Source organism: Polystyrenella longa (assembly GCF_007750395.1).
In the GTDB taxonomy this organism is placed as follows: domain Bacteria; phylum Planctomycetota; class Planctomycetia; order Planctomycetales; family Planctomycetaceae; genus Polystyrenella; species Polystyrenella longa.
Map to the genome: position 1 here is coordinate 4,670,787 of NZ_CP036281.1, position 21,949 is coordinate 4,692,735.

15 protein-coding genes are annotated in these 21,949 nt (G+C 51.1%); 11 read left to right on the plus strand and 4 right to left on the minus strand.

The features are described 5' to 3' along the window. Positions 1 to 419 precede the first annotated feature (419 nt). The 3 genes from Pla110_RS17320 to Pla110_RS17330 all read left to right on the plus strand — a co-directional run bounded on the left by Pla110_RS17320 (position 420) and on the right by Pla110_RS17330 (position 3,000). The gene (locus Pla110_RS17320; protein ID WP_197440257.1) at positions 420 to 1,922 is read left to right on the plus strand and encodes a Do family serine endopeptidase; all 1,503 of its coding nucleotides are present in this window, start codon (positions 420 to 422) and stop codon (positions 1,920 to 1,922) included. 209 nt (positions 1,923 to 2,131) lie between these two features. Next, positions 2,132 to 2,518 (plus strand): hypothetical protein, encoded by a 387-nt coding sequence (locus Pla110_RS17325; RefSeq protein WP_144997519.1) that lies wholly within the window; start codon positions 2,132 to 2,134, stop codon positions 2,516 to 2,518. Positions 2,519 to 2,760: 242 nt separating this feature from the next. Continuing rightward, positions 2,761 to 3,000 carry a hypothetical protein gene (locus Pla110_RS17330; RefSeq protein WP_144997521.1) on the plus strand — a complete coding sequence of 80 codons (240 nt, stop codon included), beginning with the start codon at positions 2,761 to 2,763 and terminating at the stop codon, positions 2,998 to 3,000. 12 nt (positions 3,001 to 3,012) lie between these two features. Here Pla110_RS17330 and Pla110_RS17335 read toward each other — a convergent pair whose 3' ends face one another. Both Pla110_RS17335 and Pla110_RS17340 read right to left on the minus strand, forming a co-directional pair. Beyond that, positions 3,013 to 3,942: a hypothetical protein gene (locus Pla110_RS17335; RefSeq protein ID WP_144997523.1), complete on the minus strand. Its 930-nt coding sequence runs from the start codon at positions 3,940 to 3,942 to the stop codon at positions 3,013 to 3,015. A 215-nt stretch (positions 3,943 to 4,157) separates the two neighbouring features. Further along, complete coding sequence (locus Pla110_RS17340) at positions 4,158 to 4,640, minus strand: hypothetical protein (protein ID WP_144997525.1); 483 nt, start codon at positions 4,638 to 4,640, stop codon at positions 4,158 to 4,160. 305 nt (positions 4,641 to 4,945) lie between these two features. On the opposite strand from Pla110_RS17340, the gene Pla110_RS17345 reads away from it, so the two are divergent. Together Pla110_RS17345 and Pla110_RS17350 are read left to right on the plus strand one after the other, a co-directional pair. After that, positions 4,946 to 6,142 (plus strand): cofactor-independent phosphoglycerate mutase, encoded by a 1,197-nt coding sequence (locus tag Pla110_RS17345; RefSeq protein WP_144997527.1) that lies wholly within the window; start codon positions 4,946 to 4,948, stop codon positions 6,140 to 6,142. A gap of 70 nt (positions 6,143 to 6,212) precedes the next feature. Beyond that, the gene (locus Pla110_RS17350; protein WP_144997530.1) at positions 6,213 to 6,848 is read left to right on the plus strand and encodes an amino acid kinase family protein; all 636 of its coding nucleotides are present in this window, start codon (positions 6,213 to 6,215) and stop codon (positions 6,846 to 6,848) included. A gap of 22 nt (positions 6,849 to 6,870) precedes the next feature. On the opposite strand, the gene Pla110_RS17355 is transcribed toward Pla110_RS17350, so the two are convergent. After that, entirely contained in the window at positions 6,871 to 7,845 is a 975-nt protein-coding gene (locus Pla110_RS17355) for a hypothetical protein (protein WP_144997532.1), read from the minus strand. A gap of 132 nt (positions 7,846 to 7,977) precedes the next feature. Next, the gene (gene dnaE, locus Pla110_RS17360) at positions 7,978 to 11,493 is read right to left on the minus strand and encodes a DNA polymerase III subunit alpha (protein WP_144997534.1); all 3,516 of its coding nucleotides are present in this window, start codon (positions 11,491 to 11,493) and stop codon (positions 7,978 to 7,980) included. Positions 11,494 to 11,872: 379 nt separating this feature from the next. Here dnaE and Pla110_RS17365 point away from each other — a divergent pair, with 379 nt between their 5' ends. The 6 genes from Pla110_RS17365 (at position 11,873) to Pla110_RS17390 (ending at position 21,713) form a co-directional block, all read left to right on the plus strand. Beyond that, positions 11,873 to 15,496 carry a [protein-PII] uridylyltransferase family protein gene (locus Pla110_RS17365; RefSeq protein ID WP_144997536.1) on the plus strand — a complete coding sequence of 1,208 codons (3,624 nt, stop codon included), beginning with the start codon at positions 11,873 to 11,875 and terminating at the stop codon, positions 15,494 to 15,496. A 227-nt stretch (positions 15,497 to 15,723) separates the two neighbouring features. Then, complete coding sequence (locus tag Pla110_RS17370; protein ID WP_144997538.1) at positions 15,724 to 16,995, plus strand: hypothetical protein; 1,272 nt, start codon at positions 15,724 to 15,726, stop codon at positions 16,993 to 16,995. Positions 16,996 to 17,177: 182 nt separating this feature from the next. Further along, positions 17,178 to 18,134 carry a nucleoside hydrolase gene (locus tag Pla110_RS17375; RefSeq protein WP_144997540.1) on the plus strand — a complete coding sequence of 319 codons (957 nt, stop codon included), beginning with the start codon at positions 17,178 to 17,180 and terminating at the stop codon, positions 18,132 to 18,134. A 64-nt stretch (positions 18,135 to 18,198) separates the two neighbouring features. After that, complete coding sequence (locus Pla110_RS17380) at positions 18,199 to 18,660, plus strand: glycine cleavage system protein H (RefSeq protein ID WP_144997542.1); 462 nt, start codon at positions 18,199 to 18,201, stop codon at positions 18,658 to 18,660. A gap of 98 nt (positions 18,661 to 18,758) precedes the next feature. Continuing rightward, positions 18,759 to 19,898, plus strand: coding sequence for an ATP-binding protein (locus Pla110_RS17385; protein ID WP_144997544.1), 1,140 nt, complete (start codon positions 18,759 to 18,761; stop codon positions 19,896 to 19,898). Positions 19,899 to 19,901: 3 nt separating this feature from the next. After that, the gene (locus Pla110_RS17390) at positions 19,902 to 21,713 is read left to right on the plus strand and encodes a prenyltransferase/squalene oxidase repeat-containing protein (RefSeq protein ID WP_144997546.1); all 1,812 of its coding nucleotides are present in this window, start codon (positions 19,902 to 19,904) and stop codon (positions 21,711 to 21,713) included. The last annotated feature ends 236 nt before the right edge of the window (positions 21,714 to 21,949 follow it).

The window sequence follows — 21,949 nt, forward strand, 5'->3', positions numbered from 1 at the left end:
GTAATACCGGGTGAAATGAATTGATAAAGATGTGGAGGAGTTAACCGAGCGTCTTGAATTGAATGCAATTCGCTCGGGTTTAACTATTTCGACCATCGATGTGGCAGGGCAGCAATAAAAATGAGACGTGTCCGTCCATTTGAGGTGAATGCCCCGTATGGTCATGGTTCATCTTGAAGCTACTCGAAAAATCTCAGTCCGTCAAGGAGTTATTCTCTCAGTTTGCCCTTGAAATTAGCCTTAAAATCCTCAAACAACTCTGCTTTCGCAAACGTACTAATAGACATGTCAAAACAGCTAAGTCAAGTAGATCAAAGAAGTGGAACTGATTCCATTTTCATATCATGAGACACATTCTCAATTTGAGGGAATTTATTGAGTCTGCACCATTTCAAATGTTTTCAGGAGGTTTTCTGAACATGAAACGATATTCAACAATAAAGAAATTCAGCGTGGCACTGGCATTGGGAACGTCCCTCCTGGTAGGAGGCGCCTATGTCATGGCCCAGCGCGAGGCGGAACCTAAACCCGCTGCGATTGCCACCGTAAAAGAGCTTTCATCTGTATTCCGAGACGTCTCCCAGAACGTCATTCCGAGTATCGTTTCGATTCGAACGGAATCAACTCGGCAATTAACCCAACAAAAAATGCCCTTTAATCAAGACGACGTCCCCTTCTTCTTCCGCAACAACCCGGAGTTCAAAAAGTTCTTCGAGAACCAGAAATCTCCACGTGAACAACGTCAACGCGGTCAGGGTTCCGGCTTCATTATCTCGGATTCCGGACTGGTTATCACCAACAGCCACGTCGTTAAGGATGCAGACGAAATTGTCGCGTACTTAAACGATGGCCGGGAAATCGAAGCGACTGTCGTGGGAATGGACCCACGTAGCGACGTCGCCGTACTGCAACTGGCCGAAACTGACAGCCTGATCCCCGCCAAATTGGGGAACAGCGACGAGGTTCAAGTTGGTGACTGGGTACTGGCGATGGGAAGTCCCTTTGGTCTGGAAATGACTGTCACTGCCGGAATCATCAGTGCCAAAGGGCGTGGCCCCGGAATTAACGACCGGGAAGACTACCTGCAAACGGATGCAGCCATCAATCCGGGTAACAGTGGTGGCCCACTGCTGAACATCAACGGCGAAGTGATCGGCATTAACACGGCGATCTCATCCCGCAGTGGTGGGTACGATGGAATCGGGTTCACCATTCCGATCAACATGGCGAACTTCTCGATCGATCAGATCGTTGAAAACGGGTCAGTCAAACGAGCATTCCTGGGTGTTGGTATTCAAGAGATGGATCGAAATATCCGCAACAGTCTGGGAATTGATGCGAACTACGGAGTCCTGATCTCCAACGTTCAAGCAAAATCTCCGGCGGAAGAATCGGGAATTGTGGCTGGCGATGTCATTCTCGAATTCAACGGTCAGAAAGTCGATACCCCTCGAAAACTTCAGGGCATCGTCGAAGTTCTTCGTCCAGAAAAAGCCTACTCGATGGTCGTACTTCGGGACGGTGAGCAGAAATCACTGGAAGTCACTTTGAGTGAAATGCCGGATAGCTTCACAAAGGCATCGTTCGATCCTGACGAAGAGGAACAGGAAGAAGCCGCCGAAGAAGTTGAACAAGAGGAACTGGCAGGACTCGGAGTTGAAGTTCAGGAACTGAATGCCGAAATCGCAAACCAACTGGGTCTGAAAATGACCAGCGGTGTTGTGATTACCTCTGTCGACGATGAAGGCCCTGCTGCCGAAGTCGGTTTAACACCCGGTCTCGTGATTGCTCAAGTCGGTTCGACGAAAGTGAATTCCGTAGACGAATTAAAAGCGGCACTCGAAGAAGCATCACTTGAAAAAGGAGTTCTTCTCCTGGTGAAAAGCCGTAACGGTGCTCGATTTGTTGCTATCAAAAAGTAAGAGGTTCCAACCAGCGACTCCTTGGTTTGCTGGAAGGTTTCTGCTAATGGAATAAGGCAGACTTCTCACTTCGAAGCCTTGTCCGCGTAAGCGGGCAGGGCTTTTTTTGGTAGTTCTGTTTTCCTTGTGGTAACATAGCTACAGGAAAGGGCCAGCTCTTATTCGATTGAATTGTTTATCAACACATTTAATTTGAAAAGGCAAGAAACATGGTGTCCCCCGTACGCGCTTTTGTAATTGCTGTCATTGTCTTAGCGGCAGGGCTATTAATCTACGTTATGACTCGACCGACAAAACGCCCCTTAATGGATTGTTATCCCTTATTACGAACTGATCAAAAATTTAATATACAGGATAAACTCAACCATCTTATGACATTTGTCCAAGGCGATTCGGTGAACAAAGCGATACGAAGTGCTACCACGCTGGGAGGAATGGGAATTCATGGAGCGCCAGTACTCGATGAATTAAAAGCATTGTCAAACCATCCCGATGAAGAAGTTCAAGCGGCAATTCAGCTAGCCATAGAGAAAATTGAAACCGCGATTAAGGCAAACCGCCAACCAGTGAAGGCCCCCCGACCGGAAACGGATTAGTCCCCTGTTCCACTTGATTATTTGAAAGCCGCACCTCTATGAAACGATTCCAGGAATTCATTGGATCGAGTCTCGTCACCATCACGATTGTGCCGCTGTTAATGGTAGGGATCTCAGCATCCATAGCTGTAATAGAATGGGCCATGCAACCGCAACATAGGCCAATGATTTGTCCAATCCCTGATTCTGATATCAGAATTTTCGACACTGAAGAATGGAGGCTGAAGAAGCGGATCCATCTCATGGCGCTCGTCAAAGGCGAATCGGTGAATAAAGCGAGACGAAGTGCTACCACGCTGGGAGGAATGGGGATTGATGCCGCGCCGGTACTCGACGAATTGAAAGCACTACCAGACCATCCTGATGAAGAAGTCCAAGCGGCAATTCTGATAGCCATCGGCAAAATCGAAACTGCGATTCATGCTGAGCTACGAAGTGGCTCCGGGCTTGATACTCGTAAGTCAGCCGTGCAAGTCGACTGAGCTCAGAACTGCTTAACGATGTGGGAGCGAAACCGGAATGACGGGGGTGCGGCCGATGTCGACGACAGTGTCGGATATGCGAGGAATATCCCATTGACCGGTGTCCGTTTTTGCCGAGACGGGATTGATTTCGATGGTCGGGAAATCAAGCTTGAAGGCCATTTCCGTTTGTGGCCAATCCAATTGAATATGATGCGGCATCACGACTTGTTGTGGACCGACAGCCCGGTAGTTTTCCATTGTGGCACTGGCAATGAGTTCCCGCTGGGGACCGTACATTTCGTGGCGATTCACCAAGCCAGTTTGTGCGTTGACGATAATACGGCGATAAACCGTTCGCCCCTGAGGATCTGATGTAGAGCTAACCAGGTTGATCGTGGCATCTTCCGGTTTGTAAGTCATCTGGAATCCTGACTCGTCAAACGGAACGACTCCCATAATTTCCATCAACCAATCGGGATTGAAGGGAATCGGCAGGTTCTGTTGAGCTGTCGCCAAATTCTGATGAGAGGCGGTTAAAATTGGTCTCTCTGGTCCTTCATTAGCCCAGAACCAGAATCGCTCGTTGTTGGAGCCTAAGTCCAATTGTCTTCCTATTACTGGGGTCGAGACAACCATACGGAATCGTTTCGGAGATTCACAGGCCACAATCGCTTTCAGTTTGACCGGCACGCCACGGGCACTGATGCGGCAACTGACCGAGCGCCAGCCGTTCACATGTTGGGAGGTCCTGTTGATATGCGAAAAGACTTCTGACTTGGACGAGTTGAAGGTGAAGACGGGTGGCGAGGAATTAAAATTGCCAAACACCATCTTGCCGCGAGTGGCGCAACCGGCAAGGGGGGCGATGATCACCAGGAGCAGAATTAAGAGCGAACATAACCACCACCGGTGACTTGAAACCGGGCGAGTCGCAGTAGGGCTGTAGGTGGCTAGATTCACCGGGACGCTTCCATTCGTCTTACGTGAGAATTCAATTCAAATTAGAAGTCGTCTTAAAACCCTCTGATGGGTCTCTTCGGTTTTGTATAGCAGGCTTGAGGATAGCCACAACCGGGTTTCAGGATGATTTCTAACAACAACATCGGCTTCTTGAAGTTTTACTTCTACTTATCTTTGTCTCTTGTTAAATTCTTACTGATCGTCTGAGCAAAAGTTCAGGCAGCCGCTAGGGATGCTCTCAGTTGATCCTGCATCAGTCTAACTTCTTCCTCGGGAAGTGAGAAGTTTTTTATTTCAAAAGGACCTTCACCCTGTTTTCCCGAACAGATGAGGAATTCCTCGTTTCCATCCCGGCGGGAATCCTCAACAGTCATGCGTCGTTTCTGCAGTAGCATCAGGGCAATGACGTATCGATTTTTCTCAACCGCTTCGTTCCCTTCCTCCGAAAGCTGCTCAAAGTATTGCATGAGTGCTTCGGCATCGAGAACCTTTGGTTTTCCCCGTTCCAGATCGGGAACAACTGACTGCCAGAATCCAACCGCATTTTCGGGCGGTCCGTCCCAAGCTTGTTCGGAATAATCTTCCCGAACAAACACGCCCTGTCGTTCCACCACAACCGAAAAGCAAACTGAGCCGGGTTCCAGCGGTTCACCAGAGGCGGCGCAGTTTTTTCCGATAGGACGTAACTTGTAATCCACTCTGGTGCTCGTGCAATGAAATCGAACACAAAACGAAGCCAGACACCATGTCCGGGCAGGGCGCGGGATCATACAAAATGCAAGATTTACCAGCAACCCCGGCCTTTCCAGCCCCTTTCCTTCAGACTTCTACGTCTGGTTCTACCACAGATTAATGGTTGCGTCCGTCGCCCGTTTTCGAGATAGTTGCAATCTCGGGACCTGCTTGCCAGTTGCTCCCTATCCCGAAGGATGCTCCCGAGCCTCGTTTCCGGACCTGGAACGAGCAGTCGACTCCTTGATGTTTCCTTAATTGAAAGTCCGTCATGAAATACGTTCTGGTCATTCCCGATGGTGTTGCCGACGAACCCCAGGAATCGCTGGGCGGCAAAACCCCCCTGCAGGCATCTCACAAGCCGAACATGGACAGAGTATGCAAAACAGGCATTATCGGTCAGGCAGACAATGTCCCACCGTCGCTTCCAGCCGGGAGTGATGTAGGTACGATGAGCCTGTTCGGATACGACCCCCTTGAATTTCACACCGGTCGGGCACCAATCGAAGCAGCGGCACAGGGAATCGAATTGGGACCGGACGATTGGGCCGTTCGCTGCAATCTGGTGACGATTCAAGATGGGATCATGCGTAGTTTTACAGCGGAACAGATTTCATCTGAGTTGGGAGCAGAGCTACTCAAGTCGATGCAAGCCGCCCAACCTGCCGGTTCACCGTGGCAATTCATACCCGGAGTCAGCTACCGAAACTTGCTGCTCTACCGCGGCGAAGGCCAGGCAGCTCCATTTGATCAAAAAACCGCCACCTACCCGCCGCACGACATCACTGACAAAGAGGTCGATCCCTGGTTGCCGGCTGGAAAAGGGGGCGACTTGCTGCAGGAGCTAATGAAACAGAGTGAGGGAATCTTTCTGAGCTGCGATTCCAATCAAGCTCGGGCGGGTGGCGTTCCCCCTGCTAGTGGGGTCTGGCTGTGGGGACAGGGGAAAGCCCCGTCGCTGGTTGATTTCAAAACACGTTTCGGCCTGTCCGGCGCCGTCATCACGGCGGTCGACCTGCTGCGAGGTCTCGGGCGTTTAATCGGTTGGGATGTGGTTGAGGTCCCCGGTGCCACGGGCTATCTCGACACCGACTACACCGCCAAAGGTCAGTATGCGATTGAAACGATCAAGGAAAAAGACTTCGTCGTCGTTCATGTGGAGGCGACCGACGAAGCATCCCACGAGGGCAATGCAGTAGAAAAAGTGAAAGCTCTCGAAGCCATTGACCGGGAAATTGTCGGCCCAGTACATGAATTCCTGCAGTCACAGGGTGAATATCGGTTACTGGTTTCTCCCGATCATCCGACATTGCTGCGGACCAAAACGCATAGTCACGGTTACGTTCCTTTCACCATGTGTGGAACAGGAATCGATGCCGATGGAGCGGAAACCTACGACGAACCGACTGCGGCCAAATCGGCCATTTCCATTCCAGGCCATGAAGTCATTCCATTGCTGGTTCGATAACGACTTGTTTGAATCGTTCGACTCTGTCTCTCCTCTGTGCCCCTCCTCTGTACCTCTCAAGTGAGACTCCATGCGTACGGTGCTCTATAAAATCGGAGGAAGCCTGCTGTCGGACAGTTCGCTTTTCAACCGTCTGGATGCCTACCTGAGTCAGCGAGAAGAGGATGAGTTCCCCCTGCTATTATTCGGAGGAGGCCCGGTCGTTGATGTTGTTCGGGGGTACGACAAACAATATGGGCTTGGCGAAGAATCGTCGCATCAACTCGCTTTGCAGGGAATGGAACTCAATGCAGCCCTCGCTGTCGACCGTCTCCCCAAGGCGTTCCCGGTTTACTCCGCGATGGAACTCGAAGTCGCCCGGCGGAAATTGACTGGTCGTCCCGTTCTGTTTGTCTGTTCGTTAATAGAAGAGCTGGAGGAGCACAAGGAACTGGAGCAAAATCCGAACGGCCTGTTGCCCCCCACGTGGAACACGACCAGCGACAGTATCGCCGCTTGGTTGACTCAAAAGCTTCGCTTGGACGAACTTCGCCTGGTCAAATCGATCACGGCCCCTGTCTGGCAGGAACTAAAGAGTGGGACCTCATTGGCGGTTGATCCGGAGTTTTCAAACTGGCTCGACGGCATTCCCGATTTGACTTGGCTCGATTTTCAAACAGAATCAGAGTTAGTCTATTTGAAATCATCCACTGGGAAGCTCGGCTGATTTATTGATTCACGAACTTGGATCAAGAGCGTTCCAGATCGACATCAAAAACCCGAGACTGCCCTGGTTTGATTTCAATCAGTTGTAAATGAACACGCCTTTCCACAGCAAGTTTTTCCGGTGCCGCCAAGTACTGAGAAAGCGTCTCGTGCCACTCGGGTGGAAGTGATTTTGGGCCTGTTCGATCCGTCTCCTCGGACAGAATCAGAGCATGGTAGTTCCCCGGTTCTTTTACCGTGAAAACATATCCCCCTTCCGAATCTGTCACGGCCAGGGCACCGCCCATCTCGAGAAGTTGCTGTCGGATGGAAGCCTCCGCAATGTTGTCTTCATTCAGACTGAGTAGCTCGCCGGAAAGGAGGGAACTGTTCGAGTTCGACTCGGGAAACAGAAATAACATCGCCCCCGCGTCGGCTTGGAATTGCCCCGACTCCGCGCGGTAACGTATGCGTCCTGAAACTTCGACAGGCTCCACGTTCAGTTGTTTTTTCTGCTGGAGTACTCGATTGGGAACGGCAACTTCCGCTAAGGCGGGCGGGAGGAGGTTGGCCGGAGTGCGTTCTTCGACGTTGATTCCCCCGTAGTAACCGAGCGCCATCGTTGTCAGATAAATAAACGCGATTCCCACCCATCGGCGAACTCTGGAATGCACTGGTGCCTGGCGGGCGGGTTGTTCTGCCTTCCTTAAGGGTTCAGACAGAGCAGATTTCGATGGGGGGACCTGCGACAAAAGTTGTAAAGCCTGCTTTAACGACGGCTTCGTCGTTGGTCTAGGAGGTTTTACACTCGTCTGTGGTTGGTGAGCGAGTGTTTCGCAAGCGGCGAGAAGTTTTTGATCTCGGGCAGGATGCGTAATGCGGGAAGGAGAGGAAAAACCATCCCGGCGAGGAACATGCAATGTGTGACCACATGCAGGGCAGTCGAGATCAGTGTCCGCAGCTTCTTCGTCGATGCCGAATAAATGCTGGCAATGAAAACATCGAAAACGAATGACCATGCTGACCCTCAGCAACCAATCTGTGTCTGGAATATACCGCTTCTTCACTCTCCGGCAGGATCGCCGGAAAGTCAATACATCGTTTGCGAATTAGTCCCAGAACAGCAACGACCACCGTCTTGCGTAAAGTCATTACCTGCCAATGGAGGCCGAGGCCCGCCGTTGTTTTACAGCGGGGGCGTGCATACGGAAGTTCGCATTTCCGATCGCGGTCGCCAATTCTTCGCGGAAACCTGTACTACAGGTCACTCGCAAGGCAGCGGGAGTGGAAATGACATACCGCATCCGGTCCTCTTCTTCGTTCTGGGAGTCGAGCAATAAAACGACTTCTGTATTGCCCGGATACCGGTCGAGAATATCTCGGACCTTAACCATGTCATGTCGGGTATGCATCCCATTCTGGAATTTGATCGCGACCTGAGTCGTGTATTCTTTGTCGGCCTCTTCCACGGTCAACACCTTGTTGACCACAATGTTTGGCTCTCGGCTGCGGCGGTCGACCTTCCCTTTGACGTACAAGATCGCTTCCGGTTCAATTTTATCACCCATACGGGAGAATTCTTCCGGCCACATGATGCAGCGCACAATCCCTGTTGGGTCTTCGAAGTCGAAGTTAATGTACTTGGAATTTCCGTTTCGGCTCGGTTTTTTAGTTGTCGCCTTTTTGATGGAGGAAACCATCCCCCCTAAGGTGACTTCCACTCCATCATCTTGATCGCCAACATCGTGAACGGTGTGACTGGCGTAGCGGGTAATTTCAGCCTGTCGCTCGGTAAGAGGATGTGAAGTCAGGTAAAAGCCGAAGACCTCTTTTTCTGCCGCCAGTTTTTGAGAATGCGTCCAATCGGGAGCATCCGGAAGCGATACGACGACCGCTTCCTCTTCTCCGGCTGCTGCAGGTTCATCATCGCCAAACAAAGATTTTTGCCCGCTCTGGCGATCTTTCTGACGAGAAATGGATGCCTGCACGGCCCGATCGACCACAAGCGTCAACTGTTCCCGGTTGCCTCCTAGATTGTCGAGTGCACCTGCTTTCACCAAAAGTTCCAGAGAACTCCGGTTGAGAAGTTTGGGATCAATCCGCTCGGTGAGATCGAAAATATGCAGGAACGGTCCGTTCGCATTTCGCTCCTCGACGATCGCCTTTACGGTCGCATCGCCAACTCCCTTCAAGGCTCCCATTCCGAAAATGATCTTGTCGCCATCGACGGTGAAGTCGACATCAGACCGGTTCACGTCGGGCGGTAGTACTTCGAGCTTCATGCGGCGGGCATCGTCGACGTGCTCGGTGATACGGTCGGAACTTTCCATTCCACAGGAAAGCAAGGCCGCCATAAATTCTACGGGGTAATGTGCTTTCAGGTAGGCGGTCTGATAGGCGATGGCTCCATAAGCGGTCGAGTGCGATTTATTGAAACCATACCCGGCGAACTTTTCGATCATCTCAAAAATGTTCTTTGCCTTATCTTCGGCGAGCCCCTTCTCCACGGATCCTTTGAGGAACTGCTCTTTGTACATGGCGATGATCTTCAGTTTTTTCTTACTGATCGCTTTAATACATTGATAGGACGAAGGAAGTTCGATTCCCCCCAATCGATTCAGGATCCGCATCACTTGTTCCTGGTAAACCATGACTCCATAGGTTTCGTTCAGGATTGCATCAATGATCGGGTGGACCTCCGGGATCGGTTCGCGGCCATGCTTCACGTTCACATAGGTCATGACCATCCCCCCTTCCAGCGGACCGGGACGATAAAGGGCGGAGGTCGCAATGATGTCGGAGAAGCTGTCTGGCTTCATCTTGGTGAGCAGGTCTCGCATCCCGCCACTTTCCAACTGGAAGATCCCTTTGGTTTCTCCCCGTTGCAGCAGCGCAAATGTTTCCTGATCGTCGAGCGGAAGTTTGTGCGGAATGATGTCGATTTTCTGATGCTTTTTAACGTTCTGCACCGACTTGTCGAGAATTGTCAGGTTACGCAAACCCAGGAAGTCCATCTTCAGCAGGCCGACACTCTCAACCGTCGGACCGTCCCACTGCGTGAGAATGTCCTGTTTGCCAGTGATCTTCTGAAGTGGCAGCAATTCGTAGAGGGGCGTATCCGCAACCACGACTCCCGCCGCATGAGTTCCGGCACTACGCGACAGCCCTTCGAGCCGCATCGCGATGTCGAGCATTTCTTTGACTTCAGAATCCTGATCGTAGGCCGACTTTAATTCCGGGCTCTCTTTCAGTGCCGCAGAGAGTTTGATATTCAACGTTTCCGGAATCATTCCCGCAATATCGTTGACTCGGGAAAGGGGGACACCCAGCGCACGTCCGACGTCGCGAATCGCCATTTTCGCTTTAAGCGTTCCGTAGGTACCGATCTGCGAGACGCAGTCTTCTCCGTATTTCTGTTTGGTATAGTCGATCACCATCTGTCGCCGATCGCGACAGAAGTCGATATCGATATCGGGAGGCTCTTTACGACTCGGGTCCAAGAATCGTTCAAACAGCAAGTCGTATTTCAGTGGACAAACCGTACTCAGACCAAGAACGAAGGCGACTAACGCTCCGCATGCCGACCCCCTGGCCGTACAGGGAATGCCGTTGTCTTCCGCAAATCGAACAAAGTCCCACACGATGAGGAAGTAACTGGCGTAACCCATCTGTTTAATAACATTGAGTTCGAAAGCGAGCCGTTCCCAGTGCGCGTCCGTCAACTCTTCTGGTTCGAAACGGGCGACAAGCTGTTGTTCACAGACTTCGCGGAGGTAATCGATATCGGATTTGTTATCCGGTGGATAGAAAACGGGGTAGTGCTTTTTCTGCTCAAGCTGAATATCAACCCTGTTGGCGATTTCCTGTGATCGTTTGACGGCTTCATGATGCGTAGGAAATGCGGCATACATTTCGTCCGGCGTTCGCACGTGGAACTCCGTTGTCGACATCCGCATCCGTTTTTCGTCACTTCGCAACGATCCCGTATTGATACAGAGCAGAACATCGTGAGGACCTGCGTCTTCCTGGTCCAGATAGTGGGCATCGTTCGTCGCGACCAGTGGCAAGCCTAGACGATTGGCGAGATCGATGGTCCCTTCGCCGCATTCTCGCTGAATTTCGACACCACTGTTCTGGATTTCCATATAGAACCGGTCCCCGAATACGCGTTGGTACCAGGAGATCAGTTCTTCGCATTCGGTCCATTTCTCCGCCAGAATCATGCGGGAAAGTTCACTCGAGGCGCAACCGGAGAGGCAAATTAATCCTTCATTGAATTGCTCCAGAATTTCTTTGTCGATTCGCGGTTTATAATAGAATCCTTCCAGAAATGATTTGGAGCTGAGGCGAACCAGGTTTTGGAACCCGACGGAGTTCATGGCGAGCAATGTCAGGTGGTAACTTGAATCCCTCATGCGGGAGGAGGAGCGGTCGAAACGGCTGAGAGGAGCAATGTATGCTTCCATCCCGACGATCGGATTGACCTCCTCCGCACGGCAGGTATTGTAAAACTCCATCGCTCCGTAAAGATTCCCGTGGTCGGTAATCGCGACTGAGTCCATCCCGTTGGCTTTTACCTTCTGCACCAGATCAGGAATTCGAGTAGCACCATCCAATAGACTGTAGTGGGTGTGACAGTGCAAATGAGCAAAAGGACGTTCAGACATTGCAAATCCTTGCGAGGAGGAAGTTCCATCGAGAGGGAGAACCAGCTAACACACGCCTCGAGATTGAATCAGGGTGTGTCAGACTCTCATTTTATCAAGCTGGCGGCGGATCTCAATCACCTTCGCTTGGACCAAATAGGAGAGTGAAGAAAATGGTCGGCAGGCTCTACCCTGTCCGTATAATCGACTACAGAATAAGTAAAATGGCGTTCCAGCACAGATATTCTACAGCCAAGAGGTCCCCCCCCCCGGACTCCCTTTGCACCTGCATTTCAGCTGCGTTAAACTGGCGTTAAACTGTTTGTAGCTAGACCCTTTTCTCGACGCGACAGAGCAGTTCGAGGTTTTAAGTCTCCCCCTGTTCAAGGTTCAGCATTTCATGTTCGAGGATTATTCCCGGCTGCTTAACTCCAGTAAATTGACCGACGAACAGGCGGCCCAGATTCTGGGGCCAGTCGGTTTTGATGATTTGCCGAAAGCCAGGCAGCGTTTTGCGGAATTGTGCCCCGACGATGAGTGCCGTGAATCACTGGGGCGATGCCTCAACACCCTCCTGGTCGCCCTTTCCGATACTGCTTCTCCTGATGGCTCGTTGATTAACTTCGAAAGGTACGTTCAGTCTGTTGAAGATAGATCGGTCCTGTTTGAATACCTGGCCAATAATCCTCGCGGAGTCGAGATTCTGATTAAGCTGTTCGTCGGCAGCCAGTTCCTGACGGAAATCCTGCTGCGAAATCCGGACTACCTGAACAGACTGACGCGTCACAAACGTCTTTCCGAATTTAAATATCTCCAACAATTCATTGAGGAAGAAAAGAAGGCGACGGATCCGTATCCGACACTCAATGAAAAACTCAACGCGATTCGGCGGTACCAGCACTGGGAATTGCTCCGCATCGGCGCCTGCGATTCATTCGGATTGCTCGATTTAAAATCGGTGACGGTTCAACTTTCCCTTCTGGCAGACAGTTTAATCCAAAGCTGTCTGCGTTTGGTGGCTGAAGACTTAAAGGTAGATGTCTCCAATTTTGTTGTCATCGGTTTTGGCAAACTGGGTGGCGAAGAGATCAATTACAGTTCCGATATCGACCTCGTTTTTCTGACCGATGAAGATGCTGCCCGATTCTGGGGTCTCGGCCAGAAATTAATCAACGCGTTGATGGCGTCCACGGGCGAAGGCTTCATGTACCGGGTCGATATGCGATTGCGTCCGTGGGGTCGTTCGGGAGCGCTGGTGAACACCGTTAAGGCACACATCGATTACCTGAAAAAGCATGGCATGACCTGGGAAAAGCAGGCGCTGCTAAAAGCGAGAATCATTGCCGGCAATAGTGACATCGGAAAAGACTTCCTGCGCCAGGTGGATGAGTTCATCTTCACTCTGCCGGAAAAGGCAGTGCGTGAAAACATTGACAGCATGAAAAGCAAGATCGAGAAAAAGATCGAGAAGCAGGGGCATGTCTGGGGAGAAGTTAAACAGGGGCCTGGGTCAATTCGAGATATTGAATTTGTGACTCAATACATCCAGCTGCGATACGGGGGCGAAAACCGATCCATTCGCCATTTCACGACGTTGGAAGCCTTAATTCGACTGGCTGACTTCGGTTACATCAATGCCGAAGAATACCGACAGCTGTCTACGGGGTATTCGTTCCTCCGCACGATCGAGCACTCTCTGCAGCTAATGCATTACAAACAGACGCATCATCTGCCGGAAAGTGATCGGGAGATGGCTTACCTCGCCCGACGGCTCGATTACCCATCGGCGAAACAGTTCATCAAGCAGTATGAGCAACACAGTTCGGCTATCCGGAGGATCTACGAAAAATACATTCTGAAGAAGGGAAATAAAGACGCGACTCCCTCCCCGGATTTGAATCCGGACTTTTCACATATCGTCACGACATACAAGAAAGTCTTTGAACAGGACCAGATTGATTTTCATATTCGCATGATGAAAAAGTTAAACGACGATCAAATCGTTTCTATTCAATCGCGTCAAAAACCGGAAGATCTTTGGGAGCTCACTGTGATCGGTTTCAATATGCGCGGGAGTTTTTCTGTCGTTTGCGGACTGCTGTTTGTCTATGGATTTAATATCGAAGGGGGGCACGCCTTTACCAATCTTGATGTCTCGCCGGAAAATGTCGTGATTGGAAATCTGGATGTTCACGATAGCAAGCGAAAATTCATCAACGTCTTTCTGCTTAAGCCCCCCCTGGAAGAAGTTCTGCCCGAAGTTTGGGACCGGTATCAGGCAGACCTTTGCGAATTACTGACGGAAATCAAGGAGGGGAGACTGGAGGAAGCTCAGGGAAGATTGGCGAAAAGAGTCGCCCATGCACTGAAAGATGTCCCTTCAACACAGGCGAATCTGTACCCGGTCACGATTGAGATCGACAATGATCGTTCGACCCATTCGACCGTCCTGACAATTGAATCGGAAGATACGATCGGCTTTCTGTATGAGATGGCGAACGCCTTGTCGTTAAACGAAGTCGATGTCGGCCGTGTCATCATCACGAGCGAAAACAGCATTGTTCACGATACGATTTTCGTGACCACAGACGATGGCAGTAAAATCACGGACCCCAAACAACTGGACGAACTGCGTGCTGCGATTGTCCTGATTAAACACTTCACGCATTTGCTGCCGCACTCTCCTAATCCGGAAACGGCATTACTTCATTTTCGCGACTTCCTGATTCACGTGTTTAATCAACCCGACTGGGCTGCGGACTTAGCGTCTCTGCGAAAACCAGACGTCTTGAACGCGCTCGCGCGTTTATTAGGGGTGAGCGACTTCCTGTGGGAAGACTTTCTCCGTTTACAATTGTCAAACCTGTTCCCGGTGCTGAAGGATACAGAATCGCTGAAAGTCCGAAAGGAGAAGGAAGACCTGCGGAACGAATTGAATGAGATTCTATCGGGGCAATCGAGCAAAGAAGGCAAAATCGACGCCCTGAATGCGTTTAAAGATCGCGAGATGTTCCGAATCGATATGCGGCACATCCTTGATCTGATCACTGAATTCGGAGACTTCTCAGCCGAACTATCGGATCTGGCTGAGGTGGTGGTGGAATCGGCGACGAACCTGTGTTTGCAGGCCCTGACAGACCGTTATGGGTCTCCGCTACAGGAAGATGGTAGTCCCTGTCGGTTCTCTGTTTGTGCCTTGGGCAAATGCGGCGGGCGGGAGTTGGGTTTCGCTTCGGACATTGAATTAGTGTTTCTGTACGAAGGGAGTGGAAAAACAGAGGGACCGGAATCGATCACAACCAATGAATTCTTCCAGCATCTGGTTGAACAATTCAAACAGACTATTCGCGCCCGTCAGGAAGGGATTTTTCAACTTGACCTGCGATTACGTCCTTATGGTCGCGCGGGCAGTCTGGCCGTTTCTAAAGAGGCGTTCGAGAAATACTTTTCCCATGATGGTCCCGCCTGGCCTTATGAACGGCAGGCACTGGTAAAGCTTCGGCATGTGTGCGGAGATGAGAAGTTCGGACACATCATGACAACCTTACGCGACGAACTAATCTACCACGGCCCCCCCTTCGACGTGTCCGCCATGCGCGCGATGCGAGAAAAGCAGGTTCGTCAGTTGATTAAAGGGAGTACGCTGAATGCCAAACTGAGCCCCGGTGGTCTGGTCGACATTGAATACCTCGTTCAGGGGTTGCAGATCAATTATGGTCGAGCGAATTTCCTGCTTCGGTCCAGTAATACTCGCCAGGCGATCAGTGCTCTCCACATGTCGGGCATTTTCTCGCCAGAGAACTTCGAAAAACTCCGCACCGCGCACATGTTTCAACGAAGATTGATTGATGCCCTGAGAATGGTCCGCGGGAACGCCAAGGATTTGACGGTTCCTGCTGTCGACAGTGAAGAGTTCGAATTTCTCGCCCGTCGGCTGGGTTATCAATCGAACACAGCAAAATTAAAGAATGATCTGGAAGAGTCGATCACTAATGTCCTCGAAATCAGCCGGGCCTTAATGTAGACGCCGCGGCAGGATAGACCGAATCCCACCGTCAAAGTCGGAGCACAGAAATCGATCTGGCTCTGATTCAGGCAAGTTGCTAAGATTCTCGACTTCTCCCCCTGAGCCAGATTGCGCTCTGGTGGAAGAAAAGGCGTAAACCTAGAACCAGACTAGCTTTACGAAAACAATACATTTGAATTAAATTCGCGATCACTCGAACACGAATGGGAAGGATCCCGCTGCCAATGTTCGATTTAATTTCATCTAACCTGAAATCCGGGCGTCTGCAACGAATGGAATCACACGCACCTCTTCACACTTTGCGACAGCCAGTTTTGTCGCTGAAGACAATTTTGTCGCTGAAGACAGCTTCCTCGCTGACTCGCTCGTTCTTGCTTTTGCTGTTTTGCGCGATGCCGCTTGCCGCACAGGAAACTCCGGAGGAAGGCCGTGCCAGAATTCCGCGCCCTGAAGTGAAAAAGCCAAAGGATCCCCAACGCGAAAAGGCTCTTCAGAAGGTACTGGAGAACTGGTCTGAATCTTCCAAACGGATAGATCGATTGGAAGCCGAACATATCCATTACAAATTTGACCACACGTTTCAAGTTGTGTATCAATCCCGCGGAAAGGTCTTCTTCGAAGCGCCTGGAAAAGGCCGCATCGACATGCAACCGATCAAGCAGGGCAACAATGGCGGCGTTGGTGCCAAGCACGAAGTTGAACACAACGGCGTAAAACGAAAATATAACATTCAGGAGGATCAGGAAGAGAGTTGGATCTCGGATGGCGAACTGATCACACAGATCAAAGAGTCCGATAAAACTTATATCGAACTTCCAATACCAAAAGAACTTCATGGTTCTAACGTGATGAATGGTCCCCTTCCATTTTTATTCGGACTTCCACCAGAAGAAGCGCGTCGTCGATTTGATCTGGAATTGATGGACCTGACCAAAGATTCAATAGTCATTAAAGCCACGCCCCGTACTGCCATGGACCACCAGAACTTCAAGGTTGCCCTGATTAAGCTGAGTCCGCAGAACTATCTTCCGCAGGGCGTCAAGTTGTTCGAGGGGTCGGATTCTGATGAAACCTACATGTTCAAAGATTTTGAGATTAACAAAAAAGGTTTCCTGGGTGGCGTGTTTGACAAAGATCCATTTAAGCCGAATTTGTCTAGATATTCGAGGGTTCAATTACCTGAAGACGAAAAGCAGAACAAAACAACGATGATGCCTCAGCTTGGCGGGCAGCAACTCCCCGTGCCTCGTCCGCAAACTCAAAACGTAACACCGATCGTTCCTCCCGATAAATTTCCGAATCTGATCGGACTTGGTCACAAAGAGGCGAAAGCCGAAGCGGAAAAACTCGGTTTTAAAACAAGCTTTGTCCCAGGTAAGTCGATGGAGAACGAAGAATATCATTACAAAGTCTACGACATGCAAGTGATCGAAAAAGACGGGGAAAAGGTCTTAAGAATGACCGTGTACGACAATCCCAATCGCGTAAAGAATTGATGGAGAACCGCCCCCTTCAAAGAAGGGGCCGTGTTTCGAACAGTCTTAGGATGTAATTGACCGATACCTCCCGGTCCCCTAGACTTAAAGATGAGTGCGGAATTGCAGGAGGAGCCCTTTCGTCTCCCCCTGTTTACCTTTAACCGCACGATCCACTTTCAGGAAAGTCGCAGGTTAGCCGGGTGCGAAAACTCATTATTGATGCAGATCCAGGAATCGGAAGTGCCCTGACGCTCATCGCCGCCATGCAGGATCCTGAAATTGACCTGCTGGCGATTACTGCTACGGCAGGACGCGTGAGCGCGGCCCAGGCATCCAGCAACATCCAGGCACTGGTGGATTTGTTCGACCCGCCCAAAAGGCCCCGTATTGGTTGGGCTGCGGAAAACGTATCGGCTCTCCCTCAATTTCCCGAGGAACCCTGCTCTGCCCTGCTGAATGGAAAGCTGGGTCTGGGGGATTTTGAATTTAATCCTCCCCAGCCTCATCATCGGATTGATTCGCCCAAAGTCCTCTCAGAACTGACGCGAGAGTACCCGAATGAGATTACTCTACTGACCTTGGGACCGCTGACGAATGTCGCGCGGGTAAATGACTATCATCCCGGTATTCTGCAGAAACTCCACGAGATCGTGATCGTAGGTGGTTCCCATCACCATAGTGGCGACATTACTCCTGCTGCCGAGTTCAATTTCTACGCCGATCCCCCCAGTGCGCGGACAGTCTTGTCTGTTCCTGCGACTAAGACACTTGTGCCGCTCGACGTGAGCGAGAAGATCGAAATGACGTACGAACAATTTTCGGACTGGTTTGAGCAATCGCCAACATCACTCGGTCAGCTGTTACGAGAGATGATCCCCGCCTGCTTCAGGTTGCATCACCAGCTATTGGGAAGAGAATGTATTCCACTTCGGGAAATGGTTGGGCTGGCGGTTGCTGCCCGTCCGCTGACGGCAGAATCGAAACAAATCGCCGTAGCTGTCGAATGTCAGGGTAAACTGACGCGGGGCATGACCATCTTCGATGAACGACCGCACCCCACCTGGAAACCGAATGTGGAACTGGTCACCACGCTTGATTCACAGGGTGTTCTCGATTACTGTCGAACCATGTTGCAAGGCTGCGGAAAGTCTGTTTAAGCCTGATTTATTTGCCTGCTAACCTCCACCGTTCGCTCCCGCCCCACCAAGGTTTGCTTTCTGTATGACTGACTCCGCCGAGCCATTAGTATTCATGATGGGCCAGTTCGAAGCGGTCATCCCTCAAGACCGTGTCTACAGCACCAAGCACCTCTGGTTACAGAAACTAGAGCCGCAATTATATCGCGTCGGATTCACCAGCTATTCGGTCCGCTTGCTACAGGACGTCTATTTTCTGGAATGGCGAGTCGAAGCCCCAACCATCCTCCGAGAAAAGCAGGAGATCGGGGAAGTGGAAAGCTCCAAGGCACTTTCCACCCTATACGCCCCCGCCGTCGGCGAACTTGTCCAGTTCAATGAACATTTGCTGGAAGACCCAACTCCTATCAATACCGATTGTTATGGAACTGGCTGGTTGTATGATCTCCGCACAACTGCGATAATGAAAACACCAGCAGAATATGTCGCCCACCTCGACGAGGGGTGGGAGAAAACGCAAAATATGCTGAAAGGGCAGATCAATTAACGATTTGCTTTGAAGCGTCTACAGGCGTCGTTCGTGCCAGTGCGTTGCGATTCATTCCCACGGTTCTCATGTATTGATCAATCCAGGGCAGACCATTTATGGCCGGAAAAAAACTAACGGTAGTCATCTCGCAGGCACAGGGTAAACATCCTGTCCGCTCCAAATTGGAGGAAGAGGTCGCCGGTTCCCTTCTGATGGATCCGCGAGTCAGTATCTCACTGATTCCGAATCTGTACGATATGGCCGCCGACCATACCGGGCTCGTTTTTCTGCGCTCGCTAAAAGGTCCATTCGTACTGTTGGGTTGGCAATACCCTCGCGCACTTCACTGGACATTAGACCGCCAGCAAATCCCCGGCCACGAAGGCGTGACGGAGCTGATTGATGACGCCGACGAAGACGAGGAAGAACTCGAAACGGAGCCAAGCGAATCGATTGGTTCCACAAAGACTCCAAACCGAAACATCTACTGTATCGACATGCGTGTCTCGTCCAATCCTCAGGAGTACGTTGACGAGATTCACCGAATCTTCGAAGAAGAAAACCAGCAACCAGAAGAGAACGACCAGCTTGTCCAACTCTCCTTCAATCCCACGTCCAATGGGAACAGATCGACCAATGGTTCTTCAAATGGATCCACCAACGGTGCCCATTCCAACGGTTCCTCCCAGAATGGGAATTCGGCTCCATTATTTGACCTGACGCAATTCATCTTAGACCCGGCGAAGGTCGAAGCCGCTTCTCCCCAGGAGGAGATTGCTCTTCTGAAATCAGCCCAACCACCGATAAAGCGTCGTTGGTATCCTGTCATCGATTACAGTCGCTGCACGAACTGCATGGAGTGTATTGATTTCTGTCTATTCGGGGTTTACGGCGTCGATAGCATCGACCGAATTCTGGTGGAAGAACAAGACAACTGCAAAAAAGGATGCCCCGCCTGCAGCCGAGTCTGCCCGGAAAACGCGATCATCTTCCCCGGACATAAAACCCCCGCCATTGCCGGTGCCGAAGGGGAAGTCGCTGGCCTGAAGATTGACCTTTCCAAATTGTTTGGTGGTTCGGATGAAGACGCCGTCGATCTTGCCGTTCGCGAAAGAGACGCCGAGTTGATGGCTGATGGCCGTGAGCTGGTTGGAAAATCGGTCGGCCTCTCCGAACGATACGTCGGTCGATCTGATAACCGGGAACGGGACGATCTCGACGACTTGATGGACGAGCTGGATGACTTGGGAATCTAATCTGTGCCTGATTCCTTTGATCAAAGCCGCTTGCGCTCCGCATACATAAAGGCTCAAGAACAGCTCCTTCAAGAACGCACTCTTCAAGGTTGGTGGGAAGGAGGGCTTTCCACATCCGCACTCGCGACCGCGACCGCTGTAGTTGCGCTGGAGATGGTCCAACGGCAATTGCCGAACCGGGATGATCAGTATCAAGAACTGATTACCAACGGACTCCGCTGGTTGGCGGAACACCAGAACGACGATGGTGGTTGGGGCGATACGGTTAAAAGTTTCAGCAACATTTCCACATCGATGCTCGCCCGGGCCGCATTGGAAGCAACCGGCACCACGGATAAATACGCCTCCGAAGTGAAGCAGGCCGATGCCTACATTAAACGAATTGGTGGGGTCAAAGCCGTCATCCGTCGGTATGGAAAAGACAAAACATTTTCCGTTCCCATCCTGACTCAATGCGCACTCGCGGACCAAGTCGATTGGAAACAGATTCCCTCATTGCCATTTGAACTGGCTTGTTTACCACATCGTTTTTATAAAACAGTCAAACTCCCGGTCGTCAGCTATGCCCTGCCTGCCCTCATCGCCATCGGGCAGGTCCGCTATCATTTCGCTCGGCCCTGGAATCCGCTTACTCGAATCATCCGGAAACTGAGTCGGCAGCGAACGCTCGATAAACTAGTCACCTTGCAACCCGAATCGGGCGGTTTTCTGGAAGCGACTCCGCTGACATCATTCGTCACGATGAGCCTGGCGGCGATGGGACAGCACGAACATCCCGTGGTAAAAAAGGGGGTGCAGTTTCTTGTCGATAGCGTCAGACCTGACGGTAGTTGGCCGATTGATACTAACCTCGCCACCTGGGTGACGACGTTGTCCACGAACGCAGTCGAAGGCGATGTTCCCGAGGAATCTCGCGATACCGTCCTGAAGTTTCTCCTCGACCAGCAGTACCAGACAGTTCACCCCTACACCAATGCAGACCCAGGCGGATGGGCCTGGACCGATCTGACGGGCGGGGTTCCCGATGCGGACGACTCACCCGGTGCAATCCTGGCCATTCTGAATCTTAACCAGACGACCAATTTCAAACACGATACAGAAATTCGTCAGTCCGCAGATCTGGGTGTTCAGTGGCTACTCGATATTCAAAACCGAGATGGCGGCTGGCCGACTTTTTGCAAAGGCTGGGGGGCACTTCCATTCGACAGAAGTTCTCCCGATTTGACTGCGCATACATTGCGAGCACTGTTCCGATATCAGGGTACCTATGCCGATCTATGGCAGAGTGAAGCAGATACCCGGCAATTAGAGAAAGTAGAAAACGCGATTGAACGAGGGTTCGGGTTTCTCCGGCGGATTCAGCGGACAAATGGCAGTTGGGTCCCGCTCTGGTTTGGTAATCAGCATGCGGACGATGAAGAAAACCCGCTGTACGGGACAGCCCGAGTTTTGGCGGCTTGGTTCGAATTGGGAAGAGGAGAAGCGGTTGAGGCCCAGCGGGGTCTAAATTGGATATCGAACTCGCAAAACGAATCTGGAGGGTGGAGCGGACAACCTGGTCTTCCCGATTCGGTAGAAGAGACGGCACTCGCGCTGGAAATGCTGGTAGTTGGTAACGGATCTCCTGAAAAAATCGAACGAGGTCTCGACTGGCTCTGCTCGGCGGTAGAATCAGAACGATACCGCAATCCGAGTCCAATCGGCTTTTATTTTGCGAAATTGTGGTACTTTGAGCGGCTCTATCCGTTAATATTTACAGTGTCCGCATTGCATCGCGCTTGCCATCGTTTTGGGATTTCAACTTCGAATCGCTGAATCAACTGATTCTGGGGATTGCAGGCGGGCAGATAAGAATCGAAGATAGAATAACCCCACCAGCAAAATCTGGATTAGAATATAACCCCTCATCCAGCCAACCAGTAAGTAAGAGAGTATGTGCTGACGGTTACGTTGGCGTCACCCACTGATTTACTGTCCTCGAATATCAACCTGGTAACCCCGCCCCGATCAATTTCGTTCCGTCTTGAGGTCATTTGAAGACAAACATTGAT

Coding starts and splice junctions, on each gene's coding strand:
- Pla110_RS17320 (WP_197440257.1), top strand. CDS start 420: ATGAAACGATATTCAACAATAAAGAAATTCAGCGTGGCACTGGCATTG.
- Pla110_RS17325 (WP_144997519.1), top strand. CDS start 2,132: ATGGTGTCCCCCGTACGCGCTTTTGTAATTGCTGTCATTGTCTTAGCG.
- Pla110_RS17330 (WP_144997521.1), top strand. CDS start 2,761: ATGGCGCTCGTCAAAGGCGAATCGGTGAATAAAGCGAGACGAAGTGCT.
- Pla110_RS17345 (WP_144997527.1), top strand. CDS start 4,946: ATGAAATACGTTCTGGTCATTCCCGATGGTGTTGCCGACGAACCCCAG.
- Pla110_RS17350 (WP_144997530.1), top strand. CDS start 6,213: ATGCGTACGGTGCTCTATAAAATCGGAGGAAGCCTGCTGTCGGACAGT.
- Pla110_RS17355 (WP_144997532.1), bottom strand. CDS start 7,845: ATGGTCATTCGTTTTCGATGTTTTCATTGCCAGCATTTATTCGGCATC.
- dnaE (WP_144997534.1), bottom strand. CDS start 11,493: ATGTCTGAACGTCCTTTTGCTCATTTGCACTGTCACACCCACTACAGT.
- Pla110_RS17365 (WP_144997536.1), top strand. CDS start 11,873: ATGTTCGAGGATTATTCCCGGCTGCTTAACTCCAGTAAATTGACCGAC.
- Pla110_RS17370 (WP_144997538.1), top strand. CDS start 15,724: ATGTTCGATTTAATTTCATCTAACCTGAAATCCGGGCGTCTGCAACGA.
- Pla110_RS17380 (WP_144997542.1), top strand. CDS start 18,199: ATGACTGACTCCGCCGAGCCATTAGTATTCATGATGGGCCAGTTCGAA.
- Pla110_RS17385 (WP_144997544.1), top strand. CDS start 18,759: ATGGCCGGAAAAAAACTAACGGTAGTCATCTCGCAGGCACAGGGTAAA.